The organism is Stenotrophomonas maltophilia (genome assembly GCF_001274595.1).
Taxonomy (GTDB): Bacteria; Pseudomonadota; Gammaproteobacteria; order Xanthomonadales; family Xanthomonadaceae; genus Stenotrophomonas; species Stenotrophomonas forensis.
The window spans coordinates 3,204,592-3,223,456 of sequence record NZ_CP011010.1; the positions used below are offsets into that span (position 1 = coordinate 3,204,592).

20 protein-coding genes and 2 tRNA genes are annotated in these 18,865 nt (G+C 67.9%); 16 read left to right on the forward strand and 6 right to left on the reverse strand.

Annotated elements, in window-relative coordinates; all coding sequences use genetic code 11:
- Positions 1-46: 46 nt before the first annotated feature.
- Genes VN11_RS14710 through VN11_RS14720 form a run of 3 tightly spaced genes read right to left on the reverse strand, consistent with a single transcriptional unit; the run spans position 47 to position 2,480 of the window.
- Positions 47-484, reverse strand: a complete 438-nt coding sequence (locus tag VN11_RS14710; RefSeq protein WP_053450289.1) for a hypothetical protein — start codon at positions 482-484, stop codon at positions 47-49.
- Between the two features lie 26 nt (positions 485-510).
- Entirely contained in the window at positions 511-1,317 is an 807-nt protein-coding gene (locus VN11_RS14715) for an amidohydrolase (protein ID WP_053450290.1), read from the reverse strand.
- Positions 1,318-1,331: 14 nt separating this feature from the next.
- A complete protein-coding gene (locus tag VN11_RS14720) occupies positions 1,332-2,480 on the reverse strand; it encodes a pyridoxal phosphate-dependent aminotransferase (RefSeq protein WP_005410338.1) in 1,149 nt (382 codons plus the stop codon).
- A 179-nt stretch (positions 2,481-2,659) separates the two neighbouring features.
- On the opposite strand from VN11_RS14720, the gene ccmA reads away from it, so the two are divergent.
- From ccmA to VN11_RS14775, 11 genes are all read left to right on the forward strand, one after another.
- Complete coding sequence (gene ccmA, locus VN11_RS14725) at positions 2,660-3,289, forward strand: heme ABC exporter ATP-binding protein CcmA (protein WP_049456031.1); 630 nt, start codon at positions 2,660-2,662, stop codon at positions 3,287-3,289.
- Positions 3,286-3,981 carry a heme exporter protein CcmB gene (ccmB, locus tag VN11_RS14730; protein WP_053450291.1) on the forward strand — a complete coding sequence of 232 codons (696 nt, stop codon included), beginning with the start codon at positions 3,286-3,288 and terminating at the stop codon, positions 3,979-3,981. The genes ccmA and ccmB overlap by 4 nt, the downstream gene beginning before the upstream one ends.
- Positions 3,982-4,024: 43 nt before the next feature.
- Positions 4,025-4,795 (forward strand): heme ABC transporter permease CcmC, encoded by a 771-nt coding sequence (ccmC, locus tag VN11_RS14735; protein ID WP_014037835.1) that lies wholly within the window; start codon positions 4,025-4,027, stop codon positions 4,793-4,795.
- On the forward strand, positions 4,792-4,980 hold the full coding sequence (locus tag VN11_RS14740; RefSeq protein ID WP_053450292.1) for a heme exporter protein CcmD: 189 nt from the start codon (positions 4,792-4,794) through the stop codon (positions 4,978-4,980). Before ccmC ends, VN11_RS14740 begins: the two co-directional genes overlap by 4 nt.
- Positions 4,977-5,438 carry a cytochrome c maturation protein CcmE gene (gene ccmE / locus VN11_RS14745; protein ID WP_053450293.1) on the forward strand — a complete coding sequence of 154 codons (462 nt, stop codon included), beginning with the start codon at positions 4,977-4,979 and terminating at the stop codon, positions 5,436-5,438. Before VN11_RS14740 ends, ccmE begins: the two co-directional genes overlap by 4 nt.
- Positions 5,439-7,358, forward strand: coding sequence for a heme lyase CcmF/NrfE family subunit (locus VN11_RS14750; protein ID WP_053450294.1), 1,920 nt, complete (start codon positions 5,439-5,441; stop codon positions 7,356-7,358).
- Positions 7,359-7,366: 8 nt separating this feature from the next.
- The gene (locus VN11_RS14755) at positions 7,367-7,984 is read left to right on the forward strand and encodes a DsbE family thiol:disulfide interchange protein (protein ID WP_006456733.1); all 618 of its coding nucleotides are present in this window, start codon (positions 7,367-7,369) and stop codon (positions 7,982-7,984) included.
- Positions 7,985-7,988: 4 nt separating this feature from the next.
- A complete protein-coding gene (locus VN11_RS14760; RefSeq protein ID WP_053450295.1) occupies positions 7,989-8,438 on the forward strand; it encodes a cytochrome c-type biogenesis protein in 450 nt (149 codons plus the stop codon).
- The gene (locus tag VN11_RS14765) at positions 8,432-9,421 is read left to right on the forward strand and encodes a c-type cytochrome biogenesis protein CcmI/CycH (RefSeq protein WP_053450296.1); all 990 of its coding nucleotides are present in this window, start codon (positions 8,432-8,434) and stop codon (positions 9,419-9,421) included. Before VN11_RS14760 ends, VN11_RS14765 begins: the two co-directional genes overlap by 7 nt.
- Positions 9,422-9,574: 153 nt before the next feature.
- Entirely contained in the window at positions 9,575-10,687 is a 1,113-nt protein-coding gene (gene metX / locus VN11_RS14770) for a homoserine O-acetyltransferase MetX (RefSeq protein WP_053450297.1), read from the forward strand.
- On the forward strand, positions 10,688-11,032 hold the full coding sequence (locus tag VN11_RS14775; protein WP_049456024.1) for a DUF1294 domain-containing protein: 345 nt from the start codon (positions 10,688-10,690) through the stop codon (positions 11,030-11,032).
- 71 nt (positions 11,033-11,103) lie between these two features.
- Here the strand turns inward: VN11_RS14775 and cydC are convergent, their stop codons facing one another.
- Together cydC and cydD are read right to left on the reverse strand one after the other, a co-directional pair.
- On the reverse strand, positions 11,104-12,777 hold the full coding sequence (cydC, locus tag VN11_RS14780) for a thiol reductant ABC exporter subunit CydC (protein ID WP_053450298.1): 1,674 nt from the start codon (positions 12,775-12,777) through the stop codon (positions 11,104-11,106).
- Positions 12,774-14,519, reverse strand: coding sequence for a thiol reductant ABC exporter subunit CydD (gene cydD / locus VN11_RS14785; protein ID WP_053450299.1), 1,746 nt, complete (start codon positions 14,517-14,519; stop codon positions 12,774-12,776). Before cydD ends, cydC begins: the two co-directional genes overlap by 4 nt.
- A 228-nt stretch (positions 14,520-14,747) precedes the next feature.
- On the opposite strand from cydD, the gene VN11_RS14790 reads away from it, so the two are divergent.
- From VN11_RS14790 to VN11_RS14810, 5 genes are all read left to right on the forward strand, one after another.
- A complete protein-coding gene (locus tag VN11_RS14790; protein ID WP_006457005.1) occupies positions 14,748-16,337 on the forward strand; it encodes a cytochrome ubiquinol oxidase subunit I in 1,590 nt (529 codons plus the stop codon).
- A 15-nt stretch (positions 16,338-16,352) separates the two neighbouring features.
- The gene (gene cydB, locus VN11_RS14795; protein WP_053450300.1) at positions 16,353-17,504 is read left to right on the forward strand and encodes a cytochrome d ubiquinol oxidase subunit II; all 1,152 of its coding nucleotides are present in this window, start codon (positions 16,353-16,355) and stop codon (positions 17,502-17,504) included.
- Positions 17,505-17,560: 56 nt separating this feature from the next.
- Positions 17,561-17,677, forward strand: a complete 117-nt coding sequence (gene cydX / locus VN11_RS14800) for a cytochrome bd-I oxidase subunit CydX (RefSeq protein WP_008268311.1) — start codon at positions 17,561-17,563, stop codon at positions 17,675-17,677.
- Between the two features lie 55 nt (positions 17,678-17,732).
- A tRNA-Pro gene (locus VN11_RS14805) sits at positions 17,733-17,809 on the forward strand.
- A gap of 140 nt (positions 17,810-17,949) precedes the next feature.
- Positions 17,950-18,026 (forward strand) — tRNA-Pro (locus tag VN11_RS14810).
- A gap of 131 nt (positions 18,027-18,157) precedes the next feature.
- On the opposite strand, the gene VN11_RS14815 is transcribed toward VN11_RS14810, so the two are convergent.
- A complete protein-coding gene (locus tag VN11_RS14815; protein WP_006457010.1) occupies positions 18,158-18,511 on the reverse strand; it encodes a hypothetical protein in 354 nt (117 codons plus the stop codon).
- Positions 18,512-18,865: the final 354 nt, after the last annotated feature.

Below are 18,865 nucleotides of genomic sequence, written 5' to 3' on the forward strand. Positions count from 1 at the left end.
CGAACGGCAAAAACGACTTAATTCCCTCCGTCCCCTTTTCGCGGGTTCAGCGGCGCCGGATCACGAACGAGGAGCCGTCCACACCCAGGTCCCAGCCACGGCCGCTACCGGCCAGCGCCAGCGACACGTCGCCCTTGGTCATCGCCACGGCACCACCGGAGCGGATCGCGCCGGCGTGCGCCCCCAGCGCCACGTACTTGCCGAGCAGGTCGTCCAGCGAATAGGCGCCGGTGAAACGGCCCTTGCCGTCGACGATCTTCGATTTGCCAACGGTCAGGCCACCGCCGGTGACCTTGATGCGCACCGGAATGCGCGCGCCGTTGGTGCACTGAATGGTGCCGGTACCCGAAGCGGTCTTGTAGAACAGCGACCAGCCGGACAGGTTGTAGCGCAGGTCGCAGTCGATGTTGCCGGCCGCCTGCGCCGCAGGAGCGGTCAGCGCGGTGGCGAGCAGGCCCAGGGCCAGCAGCAGGGAGAATTTCATGGTGTCATCCGGTGGGAAGGCAGCGCTCAGGCGCGCTCGTCCAGGTGGAAGGCATCGGCATCGAGCATCGCAGGGAAGCGTGCGCGGTGCGCGGCCAGCGCCTCGGCAGAGATCGTGCTGGTCACCACCTGCTCGCGCTCGCGGATCTCCACCTGCGGCTGGCCAAGGAAATCAATCACGGCACTGTCGCCGGCGTAATGCAGCTGGTTGCCGTCCACGCCAATGCGATTGACCGCCGCCACGAAGCACAGGTTCTCGATGGCCCGCGCACGCAGCAGTGTCTTCCACGCGTAGGCACGCGCCGACGGCCAGTTGGCGACGAAGATCTGCAGGTCGAAGTCCAGCTGCCCGGGGCGCTCGACGTCGTAGCGGTTGCGGCAGAACACCGGGAAGCGCAGGTCGTAGCAGACCTGCGGATTGATCCGCCAGCCCTTCCATTCCACGCTCAGGCGCTCGCGGCCGGCGGCATAGCGCTCATGTTCGCCGCCGTAACGGAACAGGTGGCGCTTGTCGTAGTGCTGCAGCGCGCCGTCCGGCGTGGCGAACAGCAGGCGGTTGTAGACGCCCTCGCCCTCACGCAGCTGCACGCTGCCGATCACTGCCGCGTTCAACGCCTTGGCCTGCTCACGCACCCAGGCCACGGTCGGGCCGTCCATGCCTTCGGCCTGGGCGATGGCTTCGTTGGAGAAGCCACTGGTGAAGGTCTCCGGCAGGATCACCAGGTCGGTGGTGCCGGCCAGCGGCGCCAGCAACGCACCGTAATAGGCACGGTTGCCGGCCGGGTCGTGCCAGCGGGTATCGCCCTGGACGAGAGAAATGCGCAGGTCCTGCATGTTCAGCTCTCCACTCACAGCAGGCGCAGGCGTTCGATCGCCGCGTCCATGGTCGCTTCGTTCTTGGCGAAGCACAGCCGTACCAGGCGCTGGCCGGCCGGCGGGTTCTCGTAGAACGGCGACAGCGGAATGGCGGTGACGCCCTTCTCAATGGTCAGCCACTTCACGAACTCATGGTCCGGCAGGTCACTGATGGCCGAGTAATCGACCAGCTGGAAATAGCCGCCCGGCACCGGCAGCGCCTTCAGCCGGGTGCCGGCCAGCTGCTCGCGGAAGCGATCGCGCTTGGCCTGGTAGAACGCGCCCAGCTCCAGGTGATGCTCGGGCTCGTCACGGATCATCGCGGCGAAACCGTACTGTGCCGGGCCGAAGCTGGTGAAGGTGTTGTACTGGTGCACCTTGCGGAACTCGGCGGTCAGCGCCGGCGGCGCGATCGCATAACCGATCTTCCAGCCGGTGCAGTGGTAGGTCTTGCCGAAGCTGGAGATCACGAACGCACGCTCGCGCAGCTCCGGGTAGCGCAGCGCCGATTCGTGGCGGCGGCCGTCATAGATGATGTGCTCGTACACCTCATCGGAGATCAGGTAGATCTGCGTGCCGCGCAGCAGCTCGGCCAGCGCCTGCATGTCCTGCGCCGACAGCATCGCGCCGGACGGGTTGTGCGGGGTGTTGACGATCAGCATGCGGGTGCGCGGGGTGATCGCCGCACGCACGCGATCCCAGTCGACGGCGAAGGTCTGCGGGTCCAGCGACACATGCACGGCCTTGGCGCCGGCCAGGTCGATCGCCGGCTCGTAGCAGTCGTAGGCCGGGTCGAGCACGATCACTTCCTCGCCGGCACGCACCACGGCGTGGATGGCGTTGAAGATGGCCTCGGTGCCGCCGCTGGTGACGGTGATCTCGCTGTCGGCATCCACCTGTGCGCCGTAGCAGTCCAGCGCCTTCTGCGCGATGGCCTGGCGCAGCGGCGCCACGCCGGTCATCGGCGGGTACTGGTTCAGCCCGGCGGCCATCGCCCTGGCGGTTTCATCGATCAGGCGCTGCGGCGCGGAAAAGTCCGGGAAGCCCTGGCCGAGGTTGACCGCGCCGTGTTCGGCGGCGAGCTGGGACATCACGGTGAAGATCGTGGTACCGACCTTGGGCAGCTTGGTGTTCGGTTGCATCGGCCTGGGGAATGGGAGGAGAGAGATTCCGGAGTTTACGCAATCCGCGCTCCGGTAGTGCCGGCCGCTGGCCGGCAACCCCAGCTGGCAGATGGCGAACTGCCGGCCAGCGGCCGGCACTACCACGGGCATTCGCCGCTACAATTGCCGCCGCACTCCGGCATGAAGATCCCTGCCCCTTGAACACCCCTGCATTGCTGGCCGCCAGCGGCCTGAGCTTCTCCCGCAATGACGAGCCCGTGTTCGGCCCGCTGGACTTCCACGTGGACGCCGGCGAAGCCCTGCTGGTGCAAGGCGGCAATGGCGCCGGCAAGACCACCCTGCTGCGCGTGCTGGCCGGCCTGGCCCGGCCCGGCGCGGGCCAGGTGCGGATCGACGGCAAGCCGGCCAGCACTGCCGAGCGCGCGCGCTACGTCGCCTACCTCAGCCATCTGCCGGCCTTGAAGCCGGATCTGGATACGCTGGAGAACCTGCACTTCCTGTGTGGCCTGCACGGCCGCCGTGCACGGCAGATGCCCGGCAACGCGCTGGCCATCGTCGGCCTGGCCGGCTACGAGGACACCCTGGTCCGTCACCTGTCCGCCGGGCAGAAGCGGCGGTTGGCGCTGGCGCGCATCTGGCTGTCGCCCGCACCGCTGTGGCTGCTCGACGAACCCTACGCCAACCTCGACCTGGAGGGCATCACTCTGGTCAACCGGATGATCTCGGCGCATCTGCGCGCCGGGGGCGCGGCGCTGGTCACCACCCATGGCGCCTATGCCGCGCCGCCGGTACGCACCCGCCAGCTCGACCTCGGCGGTGCCGCATGATCGCGCCGGGCACCGAACCAGGCCTGTGGCAGACCGCGGGCGCCCTGCTCAAGCGCGACCTGCGCCTGCTCTGGCGCCGTCGCGGCGATGCACTGCAGCCGCTGCTGTTTGCCGTGCTGGTGGTGGTGTTGTTCGCATTGGCCCAGGGCCGCGAGCCGCAGCTGCTGGCCGCCACCGCCGGTGCGGTGCTGTGGCTGGCGGTGCTGCTGGCCGGCCAGCTGTCGCTGGATTCGCTGTTCCGTTCCGATGCCGAAGACGGCTCGCTGGAGCAATGGCTGCTGGCGCCGGTACCGTTGGCGTGGCTGGTGCTGGTGCGCGTGCTGCTGCATTGGGCCACCACCGCCCTGCCGTTGATCGTGGTCAGCCCGTTGCTGGCGGAAATGCTGCATCTGCCGCATGACCAGCTGCCGATGTTGCTGGCATCGTTGCTGCTGGGAACGCCGTTGCTGAGCCTGATCGGTGGCGTGGTCGCCGCGCTGACCGTAGGCATCCGACGCTCTGGTATTCTCGTGGCGTTGCTGTCGTTGCCGCTGTACGTGCCGGTGCTGGTGTTCGGCGCAGGCAGCCTGGCGGCAGCCGGACGCGGACAGGATCCGGTCAGTGCGCTGCTGATGCTGGGCGCCGGCCTGCTGGTCGCGCTGGTGCTGGCTCCGCTGGCCACCGCCGCTGCAATACGCATTTCTCTGAGTTGACCGAGCTGAGAGCCAATCCACCCCTGCTGGATAGCCGCCACGCATGAATCCGATTGTCCGCTGGTTCCACCAACTCGGCTCGCCCCCCACGTTCGACCGATTCGCTGCCCGCTGGTCGCGGGTGTTCTATCTCGCCGCGGTACCGGTGCTGCTGGTCGGCATGTGGCAGGCGCTGCTGGTGGTGCCACCGGAAGCCAAGCAGCTGGACAGCTTCCGCATCCTCTACATCCATGTGCCCAGTGCCTGGATGAGCCTGTTCGTGTTCGCGCTGATGGCGCTGTATGCCGCTATTGCCCTGATCTGGCGGATCAAGGTCTGCGAGATCCTGGCCATGGCCTGCGCACCGATGGGTGCCGGCTTCACCCTGATCACCCTGCTGACCGGCAGCATCTGGGGCAAGGGCACCTGGGGCACCTGGTGGGACTGGGACCCGCGCATGACCAGTGAGCTGGTGCTGCTGTTCCTGTACCTGGGCGTGATCGGCCTGTACCACGCCATCGAGGATCGCCGCAGCGCCGCGCGCGCGGCCGGCCTGCTGGCCATCGTCGGCGTCAGCCTGCTGCCGGTGATCCGCTATTCAGTGGACTGGTGGGGTGGCCTGCACCAGCGCCAGTCGATCAACGTGTTCGGTGAATCGGCGATCAGCAGCGCGATGATCGCGCCGCTGTGGTGGATGGTGATCGGCACCAAGTTCTGGTTCGCCGGTTCGGTACTGGCCAAGGCGCGCGCCGACAACCTCGACCGCGAGGCCGGCAAGGCCTGGGTCGGCGGTCGCGTCGATGCCACGCGCCCGGCCCGGGAGGCCCAGCCATGACCCACCTGCAATATGTGATCGGCGCCTACGCCGTGTTCGTGCTGGTACTTGGCGCCGACGCCATCGGCTCGTGGCTGCGCCTGCGCGTGGCGCGCCGCTTGGCCCTGGCCCGGCAGCAGCGCCAGCAGACTCGTGGCGGCCGGCAGGACGCGGCCGCGCCGCTGTCAACGGAGCTGGAACGATGACCCCGGTTCAGCGTCGCCGCCTGGCCTGGGTGCTGTTGGCCCTGCTCGCCTCCGGCCTGGCCACCGCACTGGTGGCGATGGCGCTGGAGCGCAACATCGCCTACCTGTACACCCCCGCAGAAGTGCTGCGCGGCGATGTCGATGCGCAGTCGCGCTTCCGCCTCGGCGGGATGGTGGTGAAGGGCTCCTTCAACCGCCCGGTCGGCTCGCTGGAGGCGCGCTTCGAAGTGACCGACGGCGATGCACAGCTGCCGGTGACCACCTCGCGGATCCTGCCGGACATGTTTGCCGAAGGCACCGCCGTGGTCGCCAGTGGCCGCCTGCAGGACGGCGTCTTCGTCGCCGACGAAGTGCTGGCCAAGCACGATGAGAAGTACGTGCCGAAGGAAGTGGCCGACAAGATGGGCGATGCCCATCGCAAGCACGACGTGCCGGTGACGGCACCCGAGGTGCGCTGAGTGCTGCCCGAACTGGGTCAGATCCTGCTGTTGTGCGCGTTGCTGGCCTCGCTGCTGCAGGCTGGCCTGCCGCTGGCGGGCGCGCATCGCAACAACCCGGCCTGGATGGCGGTGGCGCGACCGGCCGCCTTCGCCCAGCTGCTGCTGGTCGCCGGCGCGTTCGCCGTGCTCACCGCCGCATTCGTGCAGCAGGATTTCTCGGTGCGCTACGTGGCCGAGAACTCCAATTCGCTGCTGCCGATGATCTACCGCTATTCGGCGGTTTGGGGTGCGCACGAGGGCTCGCTGCTGATGTGGGCGCTGGTACTGGCGCTGTGGACCGGCGCAGTGGCGGCGTTCTCGCGGCACCTGCCGGCACCGGTGCAGGCGCGCGTACTGGCGGTGATGGGTGTGGTCAGCGTCGGCTTCCTCGCCTTCCTGATCTTCACCTCCAACCCGTTCCTGCGCCTGAATCCGGCGCCACTGGAAGGCCGCGACCTCAACCCACTGCTGCAGGACCCGGGGCTGATCATCCACCCGCCGATGCTGTACCTGGGCTACGTCGGCTTCGCGGTACCGTTCGCGTTCGCGGTGGCGGCGCTGCTGGAAGGCCGCGTCGACGCGCGCTGGCTGCGCTGGACGCGGCCCTGGACCAACGTCGCCTGGGGCTTCCTGACCCTGGGCATCGCGCTCGGCAGCTGGTGGGCCTACTACGAGCTGGGCTGGGGCGGCTGGTGGTTCTGGGACCCAGTGGAGAACGCCAGCTTCATGCCGTGGCTGGTCGGTGCGGCACTGATCCACTCGCAGGCGGTCACCGAAAAGCGCGGTACCTTCGGCAGCTGGACCCTGCTGCTGGCGATCGCCGCCTTCGCGCTGTCGCTGCTGGGTACGTTCCTGGTGCGCTCCGGCGTGCTGACCAGCGTGCATTCGTTCGCCGCCGATCCCTCGCGCGGCCTGTTCATCCTAGTGTTCCTGTCGGTGCTGGTCGGTGGCAGCCTGCTGCTGTATGCGCTGCGCGCCAGCCAGCTGAGCGTGGACGCCGACGATCCGCGTCGCGGCTTCACCGCCACCTCGCGCGAAACCCTGCTGCTGGCCAACAACCTGCTGCTGGCCACCGCCTGCGCGATGGTGCTGCTGGGCACGCTGTACCCGCTGCTGGCCGATGCACTGTCGCTGGGCAAGATCTCGGTCGGCCCGCCCTACTTCGGCAGCCTGTTCCTGCTGCTGATGGCACCGATGATCCTGCTGCTGCCGTTCGGCCCACTGGTGAAGTGGCAGCGCGACCAGCCCTCGCGTGCCTTCGCGCTGCTGGCACCGTGGCTGGCACTGGCCATCGTGCTCGGCGCGCTGGCCTGGTGGCAGGCGCCGCAGAATGGCTGGAAGGCCGGCCTCGGCGTGGCCGCAGCGGCCTGGGTCGGGTTCGGTACCGCGCGTTTTGTCTGGCAGCGGCTGCGCGGCAACGGCCGCTTCACCGCCGAGATGCTCGGCATGATCGTCGCCCACGCCGGCATCGCGTTGTTCCTGGCTGGCGCCTTGCTGGTGGAAGCGCTGAATGTGCAGCGTGAAGTGGCGCTGGCACCGGGCCAGCAGCTGGTGGTCGGCCGCCATGAAGTGCGCTTCGAAGGCGTGGACCATCGCGAAGGCCCCAATTTCATCGCCGACCGCGGCCATCTGCGGGTGTTCCGCAACGGCCGCGAGCTGGCGCTGCTGCATCCGGAGAAGCGCCAGTACGCCAGCGGTGGCCAGGTGATGACCGAGGCCGGCATCGATGCACGCTTCGACGGTGATGTCTACGTGGCATTGGGCGAGCCGCTGGGCAACAATGCATGGGCGGTCCGGGTGCACATCAAGCCGTTCGTGCGCTGGATCTGGCTGGGCGCGCTGCTGATGGCCCTGGGCGGATTCATCACCGCCGCCGACCGCCGTTTCCGTCGTCCGTAGGAGTTCCCATGTCCGAGTCCCCCGCCCCGCGCCCCTCCCGCCCGCTGCCGCCGGTAGCCATCGTGATCGGCGTGCTGTTCTTCTTCGGCCTGCTCGGGCTGATGATCTACGGGGTGATGAAATCGGGCGATCCGCAGCGCGACGTGCTGCCCTCGGCCCTGATCGACAAGCCGGCGCCGGCATTCGCGCTGCCGGTGCTGCATGACCCGGAAATGATCGTGCACAGCGACGACCTGCGCGGCGCGCCCTACCTGCTGAACGTGTGGGGCAGCTGGTGCGCGGCCTGCCGCGAGGAACACCCGGTGCTGACCCGCTTCGCCGAGAGCAAGCGCGTGCGCGTGATCGGCTACAACTGGAAGGACGATCCGACCGACGCGCTGCACTGGCTGGAACAGCTGGGCAACCCGTTCATGGTGGTGCTCAGCGATGTTGAAGGCCGCACCGCGATCGACTGGGGCGTGACCGCCGCACCGGAAACCTTCCTGGTCGATGGCAGCGGCATCGTGCGCTGGAAGTACAGCGGCGCGATGACCCAGCGCGTGGTGGACGAGAAACTGATTCCGGCGCTGGAGAAGATCGAGAAGGCCCAGGGCAGTGCCGGCAGCACGCTGCACACGGCGCCCTGAGCCGATGCGCTGGCTGCTGACGCTGCTGCTTTTGCTGCTGCCGCTGGCCGTGCTGGCCCAGCAGCCGCTGCACGATCCGCAGCCCCTGCAGTTCCGCGATGACGCCGAGGAGCGTCGCTTCCATGACCTGGCCGCACAGCTGCGCTGCGTGCAGTGCCAGAACCAGTCGCTGGCCGATTCCAACGCGCAGATCGCGCAGGACCTGCGCCGCGAGGTACTGCAGCTGATGCAGCAGGGCCACGACGACGCACAGATCAAGCAGTTCCTGGTGGCTCGCTATGGTGAGTTCGTGCTGTACCAGCCACCGCTGCAGCCGGGCACCTGGCTGCTGTGGGGCGGCCCGCTGCTGCTGCTGGGGGCCGGTGCGCTGGTGGTCTTCGGCATCGTCCGCCGCCGTGGCCGCACGGTCACCGCCGCGCCGGGCAGCCAGGCCGACCAAGGAGAGGAATGGTGAGTCATTGGCTGCCGGTGCTGGCCGGCCTGGTTGCCGCATTGATGGCGGCGCTGGTGTTGTGGCCCCTGCGCCACCGCGGCCGCAGAGGTTTCGCCGTGGGCGTGCTGGCACTCGGTGTGGCCGGCGCCTGCCTGTACCTGCTGGTGGGTGACCCGCGCGCCGCGCAGGTACAGCCGGCGCCGTCGGTCGCGACGCTGCGCGATGGCGTACAGGCGTTGCAGGATGCACTCAAGCGCGACCCGCAGCGGGCCGATGGCTGGGCACTGCTGGGCCGTTCGCAGGCCGAGCTGGGCAATGCCGTCGCCGCCGCAGAGGCCTTCGCACGTGCTGCCGCACTGGCTCCGGACGACCCCGGCGTGCTGGTGGAAGCCGCACAGGCACGTGCCCAGGCCGACCCCGGAAAACAGTTCGATGACACCGCAATCGGCTGGTTGCAGCAGGCGCGCACGCTGGCCCCGGACGCCGAGCGCGCCAGCTGGCTGCTGGGCATCGCGCTGCGCCAGCGCGGCCGGAATGCCGAGGCCGCCGATATCTGGAGCGGCCTGCTGCCGCGGCTGGAGCCCGGCGCCGCGCAGGCGCTGCAGGCACAGATCGCCATCGCACGCGAGGCCGCAGGCCAGGCGCCCGATGCACCGGCGGTAGCGCCACCGGCGTTGCTGCAGGTGCGCGTGCAGCTGCCCGCGCTACAGGGCTCGGAGTGGCCGGCCAGCACCCAGGTGTTCGTGCTGGCACGCGCCGTGGGTGGGCCGCCGATGCCGGTGGCCGCGCGCAAACTCCCGTTGGCGGACTTCCCGGCCACGGTCGGGCTGGGCGACGGCGACAGCCCGATGCCGACCGCGCCACTGTCGGCGCATCGCGAAGTGGAAGTGCTGGCACGCATTTCACGCAGCGGCAGTGCCAACCGCAGCGAAGACGACCTGCAGAGCACACCGGTGAAGGTGAGCCTGCCGCATGAGGGCGTGGTGGAACTGCGGTTTCCGTAACGCACCCCAGGGTAGTGCCGGCCGCTGGCCGGCAACCACGCAGGTGCATCAGCGTTCATGGGGTTGCCGGCCAGCGGCCGGCACTACCGGGTGCATCGTCGATGGAAACCAGCGTGTCGCCAGCTCCACATGCGGCCCCGCTAGAATGCCTGCATGACCGAATTCATCCCGCCCGGCACCCGCTTCCACGCCCTGCCCTCGCCGTTCCCGTTCAAGCGCGGTGGCGCACTGCATGGCGCACGCGTGGCCTACGAAACCTGGGGAACGCTGGCCGCCGATGCCAGCAACGCGATCCTGATCGTGACCGGCCTGTCACCGGACGCGCATGCGGCGGCCAACGACGCCAACCCGGCATTGGGCTGGTGGGAGGCGATGGTCGGGCCCGGCAAGCCGATCGATATCGATCGCTGGTTCGTGGTGTGCGTGAACTCGCTGGGCAGCTGCAAGGGCTCGACCGGTCCGGCCTCGCTCAACCCCGCTACCGGTGAACCCTACCGCCTCGATTTCCCCGAGCTGTCGATCGAGGACGGCGCGCGCGCCGCGATCGAGGTGGTGCGCGCGCTGGGCATCGCGCAGCTGGCCTGCGTGGTCGGCAACTCGATGGGCGGCATGACCGCACTGGCGGTGCTGATGCTGCACCCGGGCATCGCGCGCAGCCATATCAACATTTCCGGCAGCGCGCAGGCATTGCCGTTCTCGATCGCGATCCGCTCGCTGCAGCGCGAGGCGATCCGCCTCGACCCGCGCTGGAACGGCGGCCACTACGACGATGCCGAGTATCCCGAGTCGGGCATGCGCATGGCGCGCAAGCTGGGCGTCATCACCTATCGCTCGGCGCTGGAATGGGATGGTCGCTTCGGCCGCGTGCGGCTGGATTCGGACCAGGCCGACGATGATCCGTTCGGCCTTGAATTCCAGGTGGAAAGTTACCTGGAAGGCCACGCGCGGCGCTTCGTGCGCTTCTTCGATCCGAACTGCTACCTGTACCTGAGCCGTTCGATGGACTGGTTCGATCTGGCCGAGTACGCCGATGGCGATGTGCTGGCCGGCCTGGCGAAGATCCGGGTGGAAAAGGCGCTGGCGATCGGCGCCAACACCGACATCCTGTTCCCGGTGCAGCAGCAGCAACAGGTCGCCGACGGCCTGCGTGCCGGCGGTGCCGATGCGCGCTTCGTCGGCCTGGAGTCGCCGCAGGGCCACGATGCGTTCCTTGTTGATTTCGAGCGTTTCGGCCCGGCCGTGCGCGGCTTCCTCGACGCGCTGTAAGTGGCGTGGCGGCGCAATCTCGGGCTCGCCGCCTTCGGTGCGCTGATCGCGCTGATGGTCAGCGGCGTGCTGCCACTGTGGCTGGGCGGCTGGTGCCTGCTGGCCAGCGTGGTGTCGTTCGGGCTGTATGGCCATGACAAGCGTGCGGCGCAGCGAAAGCAATGGCGCATTCCCGAGCGCACCCTGCAGCTGCTGGCCTTCGCCGGGGGCTGGCCAGGCGCGCTGCTGGGCCAGGCCCTGTTCCGTCACAAGCACCGCAAGGCCGCGTTCCAGTGGGTGTTCTGGCTGTGCGTGCTGGCCAACGTGGCCTCGATCGCGGTGATGCTGCGCGAATTCTCGCGGTAACGCTCGCAATCGGTAGTGCCGGCCGCTGGCCGGCAATCATGGGGTTGCCGGCCAGCGGCCGGCACTACCATTCACGGTTCGCGGACCAGGGCCCCGTCACGCAACCGGTACTGCGCATCGACCACGCCGTCGGGCAGATCATCATGGGTGATCATCAGCAGGCTGCGACCGTCCAGCAGCCCGGACAGGTCCTGCAGCAGCGCGCGTGCGGTATCCACGTCCAGCCCTTCGGTCGGTTCGTCCAGCAACAGGATCGGCGCATTGCGCAGCAGCGCGCGCGCCAGTGCCAGGCGCCGCGCCTGCCCGGCCGACATCGTCGCACCGTTCTCACCGACCCAGGCCTGCAGGCCGCCATTGCGCTCGGCCCATTCGGCCAGGCGTACCCGGCGTAGTACTGCCCACAGCTCGACGTCGTTGGCGTCGGGATCACCCAGCCGCAGGTTCTCGGCCACCGTGCCGGCAAACACCGGCGCGTTCTGCGGCAGCCACGCCAGCTGCCGATGCCACTCGGCCTGGGCGAAATCGCGCAGGTCGCGGCCGCCGTAGGTGATTCGCCCCTGCTGCGGATCCCACAGCCGCAGCAGCAGGCTGGACAAGGTGGTCTTGCCGCTGCCGCTGTCGCCGCGGATCGCGATGCGCTCGCCCGGTGCCAGGGTCAGCTGCAGGCCGGACAGCACCGGCCGCGCCGCGCCCGGCCACTGGAAATGGACATCGTCCCAATGCACGCGCGCCGCCTGTGGTACAGCGTGCGGCGTCGAAGGATCCTCCACCGTCGGCGACTGCTCGACGATGGCCTGCAAGCGATCGGCGGCGATGCGCCCGGACTGCAGCGACTGCCAGGCCAGGCCCATGCCCGCCCACAACTCGATCAACGCCACGGTGAGGAACACCAGGCCGGCGGCCATTTCCGGCGCGATGCGCTGCTGTTCGGCCGCATGCAGGGCCAATGCCAGCATCGCCACCAGGCCGAGCCCAGCCACCAGGCCATGCAGGGTCGAGCCTGCAATCAGGCGCCAGCGCCGGCGACGGTCGCGCGAGGCCAGCTGCTTGGCCGCTACCCGCACCTTCAACTGCCACGCCGCATCGGCATGCAGCGCGGCCAGATCCCCGGCCCCTTCCAGTCCTTCGAATGCAGCGGTGCGCAACGCGGCGCGATGCGCGGCGCGGTCTGCTTCTTCATCATCGCGACCGCGCACGCCCAGCCACGGCACACCGACGGCGATCAACAATGCCAGCACCGCCAGCAGCACGGCCGCCGACGGCAGGATCAGCGCCGCTGAAACCACCGCGACCAGCGACAACGCACCCAGCGCCACCAAGGGCCCGATGGCACGCACCAGCAGGCCATCCACCTCACCGATGTCACCGAGCAGGCGTGCCAGCAGGTCGCCGGTACGCGTGGCCCCCAACCGTGCCGGCGCCAGTGGCAGCGCACGGCGGAAGAACCACACGCGCAGGTCGCGGGCAATGCGCAGGGTGGCGTCGTGGCCGACCAGTTTCTCGAAATAGCGCGACACGATGCGTGCCATGGTCAGGCCACGGATGCCGGCCGAGGGCGAGAAGAAATTGAAACCCTGGCCCAACCCGGCCGCACCGGCCAGCGCGGCCGCGGTGAGGAAGCCACCGGACAGGCCCAGCAGCGCGGTACCAGCCAGCATCGTGGTCCACAGCAGCAGCATCGTCAGCAGCAGGCGCGGCCGATGACGCAGGAACACTGCACGCAGTGAATCGGGCGACCGGCTCATGCGCGCACCGCCTGTGCCGGCTCGACCAGGCGGCCTTCCGGCAACAGCAGGCAACGATCAGCCCAGGCGATCACGGCTGGGCTGTGGGTGGCGACCACCACGCTGCGGCCCCGCGCATACGCGGCCAGGCTGCGCAGCAGCGCGGCTTCGGTATCGGCATCGAGGAAGGCGGTCGGCTCATCCAGCAGCAGCACCTGCGGGTCGCGCAGCAGCAGGCGCGCCAGGCCGATGCGGCGCGCTTCACCGCCGGACAGGCCGAAGCCGCGCTCGCCGATCACCGTGTCCAGCCCCTGCGGCAGTCGTTGCGCGAACTGCAGCACCTGCGCCGCCTCGGCCACCGCACGCAGCCGTGCATCGCTGGCACCGGGGTCGGCCAACCGCAGGTTGTCGGCAATGCTGCCGTGGAACAGGTAGGGACGCTGGCTGGCATAGGCCACCTGCACGCCGGGGCGCAGCTGCAACTTGCCGGCGCGTGGCGGCAACCAGCCGGCCAGCGCTTCCAGCAACGTGCTCTTGCCAGACCCGCTGGGGCCCACCAGGGCCAGCCGCTGGCCCGGCTCCAGCAGTACATCCAGATCCTGCAGCACATCGTGCGGTGCGCCCAGCGGACGCAGCACCAGTCCTTGCGCGCGCAGCGGCGGCAAGGCGGCCTCGGCCGGCTCCACCACCAGCGCGGCGCCCTCGTTGTCGAGCAGGCCCTGTTCGTCGGGCAGCGACTGCAGCAGGCGCTCCACTTCGGCGGCCGCCGCCAGGGCGTTGGCACGGTCGTGGTAGTGCGCGGCCAACCGTCGCAGCGGGGCGTAGAACTCCGGGGCCAGCAGCAGGCAGAACAGGCCGGCGCCCAGCGTCGGCACCGCTGCATGCAACGACATCATGCCGAGGTAGCTCAGGCCCAGGTACAGCGCAACCATCGCCACGCTCACCGAGGCGAAGAATTCCAGCACCGTGGATGACAGGAACGCGATCCGCAGCACCTTCAGGGTACGCAGGCGCACGCCTTCGGCGGCGGCCTCCACGCCAGCCAGTTCGGCTTCGCCACGGCCGTACAGGCGCAGCACGCCCAGGCCCTTGATGCGATCGGCGAAGTGGCCGCTCATCCGCGCCAGTTCCCCCAGCTGGGCACGACCGGCCGCTTCAGCGCCCCACCCCACCAGCATCATGAAGAACGGCACCAGCGGCGCGGTGAACAACAGGATCAGCGCCACCACCCAGTCGACCCAGGCCACGGCGGCCAGGATCAGCAGCGGCACCACCACCACCTCGGTGCGTACCGGCAGGAAGCCACTGTAATAATTCTCGATCGCATCACCGTGATGCAGCACCAGTTCGCCCAGCTCGCCGGTGCGACGCTGGCGCAGCCACAGCGGGCCATGGCCCAGCAGGCGCGCGAACACACGTTCGCGCAGTGCCAGCCGCGCAGCATCGGCCACATCGCCGGCCGCGGCCTGGGTGGCGCTGCCCAACAGCGTGCGCAGCACCAGGATCAGCGCCAGTCCGCCCAGCACCGGCAGGCCCGATGCCAGCGGCGCGCGTTCCACCAGCACCTGCTGCACCAGCCAGGCAATGGCGGCGGCCTGGCCGATCAACAGCGCCCCGGACAGGCTGATGCACAGCGCCGCCAGGCGCTGGCGGCCGCGGGCTGGCCGCGCCAGATCGGCCAGCCATGCAGTGCGGGCGCGCCGCTGGCGGGTCGTTTCGGCTTCCTGGGAAAGGCCGTCGGGGGTTGTTTCGGCAGCGCTCAAGAGGTCTTCACGGGCAGCGGGGGAGACACGGCATTGTAGGCGCAGGCAATAGCCGGCCCCTGCGGCCGGCGGTCGCAGTCTTCATCAGGTTGGCATACGATCAACCTGGTCACCTGTTCATACATTGATCTGGATCAAGGCTGTTTGAAGTAGTCGGTCACATCATTCACGTCGTAGACCACCCTTCCCGCCACCTGCAACGGCACTATCCAACGAGGTAGCCAGGCCATGATTGATCAGACAGTCGTAGAACTGTCGCGGCTGCAATTCGCGCTGACCGCGATGTACCACTTCCTATTCGTACCGCTCACCCTCGGCCTGTCCTTCATGGTGGCCATCATGGAGAGCGTGTACGTGATGACCGGCAAGGAGATCTGGCGCAGGATGACCCTGTTCTGGGGCGTCCTGTTCGGCATCAACTTCGCCATGGGCGTCGCCACCGGCATCGTGATGGAATTCCAGTTCGGCATGAACTGGTCCTACTACAGCCACTACGTGGGTGACATCTTCGGTGCGCCGCTGGCCATCGAAGGCCTGATGGCGTTCTTCCTGGAAGCCACCTTCGTCGGCCTGTTCTTCTTTGGCTGGAACCGCCTGAGCAAGGTCAAGCACCTGATGGTGACCTGGCTGATGGCGCTGGGCACCAACCTGTCGGCGATCTGGATCCTGATCGCCAACGGCTGGATGCAGAACCCGACCGGTGCGGTGTTCAACCCGGAAACCATGCGCATGGAAGTCGTCGACTTCATGGCGGTGGTGTTCAACCCGGTGGCACAGGCCAAGTTCGTGCACACCGTCAGCGCCGGTTACGTGACCGGTGCGGTGTTCGTGATGGCGATCAGCGCCCTGTTCCTGCTGCGCAACAAGCACAAGGACCTGGCCCGTCGCTCGTTCGCGGTGGCCGCAGCGTTCGGCCTGCTGTCCTCGCTGTCGGTGGTGGTGCTGGGTGACGAGAGCGGTTACGCCGCCAGCGAACACCAGAAGATGAAGCTGGCTGCGATCGAAGCGATGTGGGAGACCGAGCGTGCGCCGGCCGACTTCACCGCCTTCGGCATCCCCAACCAGCAGACCCACCAGAACGACTACGCGGTGAAGATCCCGTACCTGATGGGCCTGATCGCCACCCGCTCGTTGAACCAGCCGATTCCGGGCATTCTGGAACTGGTCGAGCGTGCCGAACACCGCGTGCGCGGCGGCCAGCTGGCCTACGGCGCACTGGAACGCCTGCGCGCCAACAAGAACGACGTGGAAGCGCGCGAGATGTTCGATCGCCACTGGCAGGACCTGGGCCACGGCCTGCTGCTCAAGCGCTACCGCGATGACATCCTCAACGCCACCCCGCAGGAAATCTCGCAGGCGGCGATGGATACCGTGCCGCGCGTGATGCCGCTGTTCTGGACCTTCCGCGTGATGGCCGGGCTCGGCTTCTACCTGATCGCCTTCTTCGCACTGGCCTTCTACTACTCCTGCCGCAACAACTTCCAGGACAAGCGCTGGTTCCTGAAGGTGGCCCTGTGGACGCTGCCGGCACCGTGGATCGCCATCGAGTGTGGCTGGTTCGTGGCCGAGTACGGTCGCCAGCCGTGGGCGGTCGATGGCGTGCTGCCGACCTTCTATGCAGCATCGGGCCTGGCCCTGCACGAAATCGTGCTGACCCTGGCCGGCTTCACCGCGATCTACACCGCGCTGATCGTGGTCGAGATCAAGCTGATGCTCAAGGCGATCCGCAAGGGTCCGGATGAGGTGCTGCCGTCGCTGCAGTCGCCCCAGCCGCATGCTTCCCACAATGCCTCGGCGCCCGCCGCCGGCCAGGCCTGAGGCAGGAGAACCACGATGGATTTCATTCTTCTGGACTACACCACGCTGCGCGTGATCTGGTGGCTGCTGCTCGGCATCCTGCTGATCGGCTTCGCCGTGATGGATGGTTTCGACCTGGGCGTGGGCACGCTGCTGCCCTTCGTCGCCCGCAACGATGCCGAGCGCCGGCTGGTGATCAACACCATCGGCCCGGTCTGGGAAGGCAACCAGGTGTGGCTGGTGCTCGGTGGCGGTGCGATCTTCGCCGCCTGGCCGCCGCTGTATGCGGTCAGCTTCTCCGGGTTCTACCTGGCGATGTTCGTGATCCTGTTCGCGCTGATCCTGCGTCCGGTCGGTTTCAAGTTCCGCAGCAAGATGCCCAGCGAACGCTGGCGCAACACCTGGGACTGGGCGCTGTTCATCGGCGGCTTCATCCCGGCGCTGATCATGGGCGTGGCGGTGGGCAACGTGGTGCTGGGCGTGCCGTTCCACTTCGATGACAGCATGCGCATCTTCTACACCGGCTCGTTCTTCGGCCTGTTGATGCCCTTCGCGCTGCTGGCCGGCCTACTCAGCGTGTCGATGCTGGTCGCGCACGGTGCCGCCATGCTGGTGATCAAGACCGACGGCCCGGTGGCCGAACGTGCAGCCCGCTTCGGCAGCATCGCGGCAATCATCGCCTTCGTGCTGTTCGCGGTCGGTGGTGCCTGGGTGGCCTTCGGCCTGCCGGGTTACCAGATCACCTCGCAGGTGGTCACCGATGGCGCCACCAATCCGCTGCTGAAGACCGCCGAACTCGGCGCCGCTGGTGGCTGGATGCGCAACTACAGCACGATGCCTGCCACGATCCTGGCCCCGCTGCTCGGCCTGGCCGGCCTGCTGGCCAGTGCGGTGCTGCTGCGTGCCCGTCGCGGCGGCCTGGCCTTCATCGCCTCGGGTGCAGCGATCGCCGGCATCATCCTGACCGTCGGCTTTGCGATCTTCCCGTTCCTGCTGCCGTCCTCCAGCCAGCCCACCTCCAGCCTGACCGTGTGGGATGCCTCGTCCAGCCACCTGACCCTGTGGATCATGCTGCTGGCCACGGCGGTGTTCCTGCCGATCATCCTCGCCTACACCACCTGGGTGTACCGCGTGCTGAAGGGCAAGACCACCAGCGAAGAGATGGGCAACAACCCGAACGCGTATTGATCTTGCACGTGTGCCGACCAACGGTCGGCACCTACCCGGAATGAAGGAGATTGAACATGTGGTATTTCGCCTGGATTCTCGGTGCCGGCCTCGCCTCGACGGTGGCCATCCTCAACGGCATGTGGTTCGAAGCCCGCGAGCAGAACCGTATCGAGAAGGAAAATCGTCACTGAGTCGTAAAAAAGCCTTGCCGCCTTGGCCTTCACACGGTATCTTAGGCGGCTCCTTCGGGGTGTAGCTCAGTCTGGTAGAGCGCTACGTTCGGGACGTAGAGGTCGCAGGTTCGAATCCTGTCTCCCCGACCACTCATGTGGTCGCATTGAAGCCTGGTGAAGTCGTCCAGGCTTTTTTGTTCCCTGAAGTGGCACTGCTTCGGCAGTGTGAAGAAAACAGCATTTACCCCTTGCCGCCATCGGGGTGAATCGCTAGAATAGGCGGCTCCCTTCGGGGTGTAGCTCAGTCTGGTAGAGCGCTACGTTCGGGACGTAGAGGTCGCAGGTTCGAATCCTGTCTCCCCGACCACTTTGGTGGTCACCAAGAAGCCTGGAAGACAACAGTCCTCCGGGTTTTTTTGTGCCTGGCGCCCCGGCAACTGCCAGTGAATGGCAGCAACGGGACAAGGCAGCCGCCCTGCCCCGCCACACGGCCCGGAGTCAGCAGGGCCGCACGTTAAGGCCGGCATACAGGCCCAGCGCGCGACTGGCCTGGATCAGACCCTCGATCACGTGGTCGCCCACATCCTGGTCCGGCCCGCCATCCTGCCGCGCCCGCTCGGCAGCCAGCAGAATGGCATGTACGGTGCGCAGCCCGGCCAATGCGCAATCGGCATCGGCCAGGGCCATGCAACGGCCGGGATTGAGCTGGCGTTCGGGCCAGGGCCGTCCATCGGATGCGCCCCCGCTGTCGATGCCACACAACTGCGCGACGAAGGTGATGGGCTCGCCTGCCACATCGGCATTGGCCGGGGCGTGACCGGTGGGCGGGAAGGAAGTATCAGACGTCTTCATGGGCATTCTCCATGCAAGGAACACGGTGATGCCGCCGGACAAAGGCGGCGGGCGATACGTGGCTGCAAAAACCCGGCTGACTTAGTTCGGGCGGATGTGCTTGCGCACATCCCCACGCACCGCCCGCCATGGAACCCGAACGGAATGCCAGCCGGCGCCGCGCGAAGCGACGCCGGCTGGCAAGCGTATACAACAAGTCAGCTCGGGTTTTGCAGTCCCGGCCACCCTTTTCCGGTGGCATGCGAAGGTGTAAACGCCAACGCACGATGTGCCAATGGGCAAACGCGCCACTGCAACAATTCGTACGATTCGCGACATTGTTGCACAGCGTCTGCGGGCGTCCAGAAGCTAGGG

Coding starts and splice junctions, on each gene's coding strand:
- VN11_RS14710 (WP_053450289.1), bottom strand. CDS start 484: ATGAAATTCTCCCTGCTGCTGGCCCTGGGCCTGCTCGCCACCGCGCTG.
- VN11_RS14715 (WP_053450290.1), bottom strand. CDS start 1,317: ATGCAGGACCTGCGCATTTCTCTCGTCCAGGGCGATACCCGCTGGCAC.
- VN11_RS14720 (WP_005410338.1), bottom strand. CDS start 2,480: ATGCAACCGAACACCAAGCTGCCCAAGGTCGGTACCACGATCTTCACC.
- ccmB (WP_053450291.1), top strand. CDS start 3,286: ATGATCGCGCCGGGCACCGAACCAGGCCTGTGGCAGACCGCGGGCGCC.
- ccmC (WP_014037835.1), top strand. CDS start 4,025: ATGAATCCGATTGTCCGCTGGTTCCACCAACTCGGCTCGCCCCCCACG.
- VN11_RS14740 (WP_053450292.1), top strand. CDS start 4,792: ATGACCCACCTGCAATATGTGATCGGCGCCTACGCCGTGTTCGTGCTG.
- ccmE (WP_053450293.1), top strand. CDS start 4,977: ATGACCCCGGTTCAGCGTCGCCGCCTGGCCTGGGTGCTGTTGGCCCTG.
- VN11_RS14755 (WP_006456733.1), top strand. CDS start 7,367: ATGTCCGAGTCCCCCGCCCCGCGCCCCTCCCGCCCGCTGCCGCCGGTA.
- VN11_RS14760 (WP_053450295.1), top strand. CDS start 7,989: ATGCGCTGGCTGCTGACGCTGCTGCTTTTGCTGCTGCCGCTGGCCGTG.
- VN11_RS14765 (WP_053450296.1), top strand. CDS start 8,432: ATGGTGAGTCATTGGCTGCCGGTGCTGGCCGGCCTGGTTGCCGCATTG.
- metX (WP_053450297.1), top strand. CDS start 9,575: ATGACCGAATTCATCCCGCCCGGCACCCGCTTCCACGCCCTGCCCTCG.
- cydC (WP_053450298.1), bottom strand. CDS start 12,777: ATGAGCCGGTCGCCCGATTCACTGCGTGCAGTGTTCCTGCGTCATCGG.
- VN11_RS14790 (WP_006457005.1), top strand. CDS start 14,748: ATGATTGATCAGACAGTCGTAGAACTGTCGCGGCTGCAATTCGCGCTG.
- cydB (WP_053450300.1), top strand. CDS start 16,353: ATGGATTTCATTCTTCTGGACTACACCACGCTGCGCGTGATCTGGTGG.
- cydX (WP_008268311.1), top strand. CDS start 17,561: ATGTGGTATTTCGCCTGGATTCTCGGTGCCGGCCTCGCCTCGACGGTG.
- VN11_RS14815 (WP_006457010.1), bottom strand. CDS start 18,511: ATGAAGACGTCTGATACTTCCTTCCCGCCCACCGGTCACGCCCCGGCC.